The 6525-nt window shown below is 34.2% G+C and carries 6 protein-coding genes; 5 read left to right on the top strand and 1 reads right to left on the bottom strand.

Annotated elements, in window-relative coordinates; all coding sequences use genetic code 11:
• Nucleotides 1-101: 101 nt before the first annotated feature.
• Nucleotides 102-1451, bottom strand: coding sequence for an RIP metalloprotease RseP (rseP, locus tag GJV76_RS07315; protein WP_155091988.1), 1350 nt, complete (start codon nt 1449-1451; stop codon nt 102-104).
• A 250-nt stretch (nt 1452-1701) separates the two neighbouring features.
• Here rseP and serS point away from each other — a divergent pair, with 250 nt between their 5' ends.
• The 5 genes from serS to GJV76_RS07290 all read left to right on the top strand — a co-directional run bounded on the left by serS (nt 1702) and on the right by GJV76_RS07290 (nt 6493).
• A complete protein-coding gene (gene serS / locus GJV76_RS07310; RefSeq protein WP_155091987.1) occupies nt 1702-2973 on the top strand; it encodes a serine--tRNA ligase in 1272 nt (423 codons plus the stop codon).
• Between the two features lie 115 nt (nt 2974-3088).
• Nucleotides 3089-3400, top strand: a complete 312-nt coding sequence (locus GJV76_RS07305) for a DUF4286 family protein (RefSeq protein WP_155091986.1) — start codon at nt 3089-3091, stop codon at nt 3398-3400.
• Nucleotides 3401-3410: 10 nt separating this feature from the next.
• On the top strand, nt 3411-4199 hold the full coding sequence (rsmA, locus tag GJV76_RS07300; RefSeq protein ID WP_155091985.1) for a 16S rRNA (adenine(1518)-N(6)/adenine(1519)-N(6))-dimethyltransferase RsmA: 789 nt from the start codon (nt 3411-3413) through the stop codon (nt 4197-4199).
• Nucleotides 4180-5532 (top strand): magnesium transporter, encoded by a 1353-nt coding sequence (gene mgtE, locus GJV76_RS07295; RefSeq protein ID WP_155091984.1) that lies wholly within the window; start codon nt 4180-4182, stop codon nt 5530-5532. The genes rsmA and mgtE overlap by 20 nt, the downstream gene beginning before the upstream one ends.
• Before the next feature lie 19 nt (nt 5533-5551).
• Nucleotides 5552-6493, top strand: a complete 942-nt coding sequence (locus GJV76_RS07290; protein ID WP_155091983.1) for a 2-hydroxyacid dehydrogenase — start codon at nt 5552-5554, stop codon at nt 6491-6493.
• The last annotated feature ends 32 nt before the right edge of the window (nt 6494-6525 follow it).

Below are 6525 nucleotides of genomic sequence, written 5' to 3'. Positions count from 1 at the left end.
CAACTGAGCTAAGGAGGAAGGTGTGTTACCTTTATTGCGGTGCAAATATAAAACGATTTTTAAAACCTGCAAACACTATAAGCATATTTTTTACTATTTATCTATCGCACGAAGATTGCTTTGTAAATATCGTTCCCATTAGCAAATAAAAGCAAGCCAATAAGTATAAAGAAACCAACCATTTGTGCATTCTCTAAGAACTTATCACTTGGTTTTCTCCCAGAAATCATTTCATAAAGTAAAAACACTACATGTCCACCGTCTAAAGCAGGAATAGGAAGTAAATTCATCACTCCAAGCATAATAGAAAGCATTGCAGTAATATTCCAAAACACTTCCCAGCTCCAATATTGTGGGAAAATATCGTATATAGCCTTGAAACCACCTACACCTTTATAAGCTCCTGTTTCTGGTTTAACCATTTTCTTCAATTGATCAAGATAGCCAACAACCTTATCTTTACCTTTTACAATACCGACAGGGATAGATTCAATAAAAGAATACTTCTCTTGAACGATCGTATAATTTCCAAGTTTCTCGTGATTACTTATAGGAAGCATCGCAGCAAAAACAACTTGCAACTTACCTTCTTCGTTAATTTGAGCAACAGTCTTCTCGTCATTACCATTTCTTTCTACAACCACATCAACAGTAGATCCCTTAGACAATTCTAATTGTTCCATAACCATATCAGCAAAAGGAGTATCAATGCCATTGATACTTTTAATAATATCATTAGCCTTTAAATTACCTTCGTTAGGAGAATTCTCAGGAAAAGCAGTAACAATAAAAGGAACGCGCAATCCGAATAAAGGTCCTGCTTGTGCTCCACTACTTAGCTGACCTAACAAATCAGTTGGCAAATCTATTGTCAGCATTTCACCACTTCTTTCTACTTCTATTTGATGTCCCATAAGAACAGCATAACTAACATCGTTAAAATGTTCAAACTCTTTACCATCAACTTTTGCAATTCGGTCCCCATTCTTCAAACCTATATTCTTCATTAAATCCGATTGAACCCATACCCCGTGTTTCATATCCTTATTTGAAACATACAAGTCCCCATAAGCATAAGTCATTCCGATGTATATAATAAAAGCTAAAACAAAGTTCACAAAAACACCACCTAACATGATAATCAAACGTTGCCAAGCAGGTTTAGATCTAAATTCCCAAGGCTGTGGTTCACCAGCTAACTGATCAGTATCCATGCTCTCATCTACCATACCAGCAATCTTCACATATCCACCCAAAGGAAGCCAACCAATTCCGTAAACCGTATCACCAATCTTCTTTTTAAATAAAGAAAACTTAATATCAAAAAATAAGTAAAACTTTTCAACACGAGTTTTAAATAACTTAGCAGGGATAAAATGACCCAACTCGTGTAAAATAATAAGCAGCGATAAACTCAATAAAAACTGAGATAATTTAATAAGTATTTCCATTTTGTAATATTACAATCTTAACTATAAGTAGACAAAAATAGAATATTACTTTTAGTAATTCATATTTTTTTTACTATAGTAATTTATTTATCAATTCTTTCACATAAAAAAGGGGTATAAAATCAACATGACAGACAATAAAAAGGGTCAATAGCAACAAAACACATAAAAATAGTAAGACAATTAGACAAAAAAGCTACTAATAGAAAAGTATTTTCTAAATTTGCTCTATTAATTAATTATAATAGATATGTTACAGATAGCTTTTATTAGAGAAAATCAAGAGCAAGTAGCTAAAGGATTAGCAAAGAGAAATCTTGATGTTACGGCGTTGCTAGAGGAAGTGTTGGCTTTGGACGAGAAAAGAAGAAGCACACAGGTGGAATTAGACAATGTATTAGCAGAATCTAACAAGCTATCCAAAAGTATTGGTGAGTTAATGAAGAATGGTGAGAAAGCAAAAGCAGAACTTATCAAAGAAAAAACATCAAACTTACGCGATCAGAGCAAACAACTTACAGAGCAATTAAACGCAATTTCTGCTGAGTTGACTGAAAAACTTTATACTATCCCGAATGTACCAAACGATATAGTACCAACAGGAAAAGATGCAGATGATAACTTAAACGTATTTGAAGCAGGTGAAGTGCCAAGCTTACATGAAGGAGCATTACCACACTGGGAATTAGCAAAAAAATACGATATTATTGATTTTGAATTAGGTAATAAAATCACGGGAGCAGGTTTTCCAGTATATAAAGGTAAAGGAGCACGATTACAAAGAGCTCTAATTTCTTATTTCTTAGACAAGAATACAGAAGCAGGATACAAAGAATACCAAGTACCTCATTTAATTAATGAAGCATCAGGGTATGGAACAGGACAATTACCTGATAAAGAAGGGCAAATGTACCATTGCACTGTAGATGATTTATATTTAATTCCTACAGCAGAAGTTCCTGTTACAAATATCTTCAGAGATGTAATCTTACAAGAAAGTGAATTGCCAATTAAGTGTACTGCTTACACTCCATGTTTCCGTAGAGAAGCAGGATCATATGGAGCGCATGTAAGAGGTCTTAACCGCCTTCACCAATTTGACAAAGTAGAAATTGTACGCATAGAGCATCCAGATAATTCATATCAAGCGTTAGATGGAATGGTAGAACATGTAAAAGGAATCTTAAACGAATTAAAATTACCTTACAGAATCTTGAGATTATGTGGAGGAGATATGGGATTCACTTCTGCCCTTACTTATGACTTTGAGGTATTCTCAACCGCTCAAGATAGATGGTTAGAGATTAGTTCAGTATCTAACTTTGAGACATTCCAAGCTAACAGACTTAAACTACGCTTTAAAGATAGCGATGGAAAAAACCAATTAGCTCATACCTTAAATGGAAGTTCGTTGGCATTACCACGTGTTTTAGCTGGAATCTTAGAAAACTACCAAACTCCTGAAGGAATTGTAATCCCTGAGGTTTTAAGACCTTATACAGGATTTGATATTATAGACTAATATTTACATTGAATACAAATAAAATATCAAGCACCAAATCCCTTACAAAGACTTTGGTGCTTTTTTTATCTTTGCACAACTCAAACGATTATAACTTCTTATAAAGAAAACTACAATGATTATTTACAATATCACAATCAACATACATGAAAGTGCTCATGAAATGTGGATAAAATGGATGGAGAACGCTTATATACCAGGGATTCTTGCAACAAAAAAATTTGATAAAGCTAGAATGGTAAAAGTATTAGTAGAAGAAGACATGGGTGGAATCACGTACTCAGTTCAATTTGAAACTAAGAGCAAGGAATTGTTACAACAATTTTATAAAGAAGATTTTGATCGTTTTGAAAGCGAGGCAAAGAAATTATTTGGCGAGCTCATGCTTACATTTAAAACAGAATTAGAACTAGTACGAGAATATTAAAAAGACAACAATGGAGAAAGTAAGAGCTAAAAAACACTTAGGTCAGCATTTTTTAACTGATGAAAGTGTAGCAAAGCGCATCGCAGATACTCTATCATTAGATGGGTATAAGAAGGTGTTGGAAATAGGGCCAGGTATGGGAGTACTAACTAAATATATCTTGGACAAGCCTATTGAGACATTCGTTGTCGAAATTGATACCGAGTCAGTAGATTACCTAAATTTGCACTATGAGAAGCTACACGACCATATTTTTGGACAAGATTTTCTAAAGTTTGATATTGTAAGAGCGTTCAATCAAGAGCCTTTTGCAGTAATTGGAAACTTCCCTTATAATATATCAAGTCAAATTGTCTTCCGAGTATTAGAACTAAAAGACTATGTACCTGAGTTCTCAGGAATGTTTCAAAAAGAAGTAGCTGAGCGTATATGCGAAAAAAAAGGAAGTAAAACCTATGGTATACTTTCTGTTCTTACACAAGCATTTTACGAAACAGAATATCTATTTACAGTTTCAGAACACGTATTCAATCCACCACCAAAAGTAAAATCAGGTGTAATGAGAATGCGAAGAAAAGAAAACTACGCTCTACCATGTAGCGAAAGACTTTTCTTTAACGTAGTAAAAACAGCTTTTAATCAACGTCGAAAAACCTTGCGAAACAGTTTAAAAAGCTTTCAACTACCAGAAGAAATTAGAGAACAAGAAATATTTAACTTAAGACCTGAACAATTAGGTTTTGAAGAGTTTATCAACATTACTAAAACAATAGAAGCAAATGGAGTTCAAAATCTGTAAAGAATCTATCGAGTTAATTGAGGAGTTAATCGCAAAAAAAGATGAAAAAGAACTATTAGTTATTTTACAAGATTTGCACTATGCGGATATTGCTGAGATAATGAATGAGCTTTCGAACGACGAGGCCTCCTATATATTTGACATACTTGATAGTGAAATTACAGCGGAAATTCTATTAGAATTAGACGAAGATATAAGGGAAAAGATTCTTAGAGGTCTTTCTCCAAAAGAAATTGCAGAAGAATTAGACGAATTAGATACAGATGACGCTGCAGATATTATATCAGAGTTACCTGAGGGTAAGAAGGAAGAAGTTCTCTCTGAATTAGAAGATTTAGAACATGCAAAAGACATCGTCGAGTTACTGCGATACGACGAGGATACAGCAGGGGGATTAATGGCTAAAGAATTTGTCTCTGTTAATGAAAATTGGTCCGTACTTACTTGTGTAAAAGAAATGCGCAAGCAAGCTGAGCATGTATCAAGAGTTCACTCTATATACGTTATTGACGATGAGAGCAGATTAAAAGGGCGTTTATCCCTAAAAGATTTACTTACGACATCCACTACAACACATATTAGCGATGTATATATACGCAATGTTGATTATGTGAAAGTAGACACCAAAGATGTAGAAGTAGCTCGTATAATGCAAAAATATGACTTAGAAGCTATCCCTGTAGTGGATGAGATGGGAAGACTTGTAGGTAGAATTACAATTGATGACATTGTCGACGTCATCAAAGAAGAAGCAGATAAAGACTACCAATTAGCAGCGGGTATTTCGCAAGACGTTGAGGCCAATGACAGTATTCTAATGTTAACTCGCGCACGATTGCCATGGTTAGTTTTGGCGATGATTGGGGGATTTGTCGCTGTAAATGTTTCAAGAAGCTTTGAAGGAGCAATGGAAAAATTTGGAGTACTCTTCTTTTTCACACCGTTAATTGCCGCTATGGCAGGAAATGTAGGAGTACAATCTTCAGCCATCATTGTACAAGGTCTTGCAAACAATTCTATCACTGGATCAATCTGGAAACGCCTATTAAAAGAAGTTACCTTAAGCTTACTAAATGGATTTCTCTTGGCTATTTTAATGATGTTGGGAAGTCACTTCCTATTAGGAGTCGATTATATTATAGGTATAACCGTTTCTATCGCATTAATCAGCGTGATCATTATAGCCAGTTTAATAGGAACCTTCGTTCCAATTTTCTTAAACAAATACGGTATTGACCCAGCTTTAGCAACAGGGCCTTTTATTACTACCAGTAATGACATATTTGGAATCTTAATTTACTTCTCTATTGCGAAAGTAATATTAGGATTCTAACGAAAAACTAAAAAGTAATATGCAAACAAGAAAAGTACTTCATATTGACAGCAATCATCCCTTAATGATAAGAGAGCTTTCATTACTAGGATATGAAAATGTAGAAGATTATACCACTTCTAAAGAAATAATTGAGCAAAGTATCCATCAATATGAAGGCATTATTATTCGCAGTCGATTTAAAATCGATCGCCAATTCTTAGATTTGGCGACAAATTTAAAATTTATAGGTCGCGTTGGTGCAGGGTTAGAGAATATAGATTGTGATTACGCCATACAAAAAGGTGTAAAACTTATTGCAGCTCCTGAAGGAAATAGGACAGCAGTTGGTGAACACGCCTTAGGGATGCTGCTTTCACTACTAAACAAATTGAATTTAGTAGATCAAGAAGTAAGACAAGGCATTTGGATAAGAGAAGGCAACCGAGGTATAGAGATTGAGGGTAAAACTGTTGGTCTGATAGGTTATGGCAACATGGGTAATGCATTTGCAAAACGCCTACAAGGTTTTGATTGTAAGGTAATTTTCTATGATATAAAAGACAATTTAGAAAATCAATTTGCCAAACAAGTTTCTCTTCATGAGTTACAAGAAGAAGCTGATATTATTAGTTTACATACGCCGCAAACTCCACAAACAATTAACTTAGTAAACAAAGCTTTTATAGAGAATTGCAAGAAGCCATTTTGGTTGATAAATACAGCAAGAGGTAAAGCTGTTAATACAGCAGACTTAGTTGAAGCATTAAAAGAAAAAAAAGTATTAGGTGCAGCATTAGATGTATTAGAGTATGAGAAATCAAGTTTTGAAAATATGTTCACAGAGAACAGCTTGCCAGAACCAATGCAATACTTAATACAAGCTAAAAATGTACTTTTATCGCCACATATTGCTGGATGGACAATCGAGAGTAAAGAAAAACTAGCACAAGTAATTATAGATAAAATCAAAAAACTGTAACTGTGCTTTTCACGATACAATAAAAAAGGGCT

It is taken from the genome of Myroides albus (genome assembly GCF_009711045.1).
Classification (GTDB): Bacteria; Bacteroidota; Bacteroidia; order Flavobacteriales; family Flavobacteriaceae; genus Flavobacterium; species Flavobacterium album_A.
The sequence above is the reverse complement of the archived record's forward strand: the minus strand, read 5'-3'. Positions and strand labels throughout refer to the sequence as shown.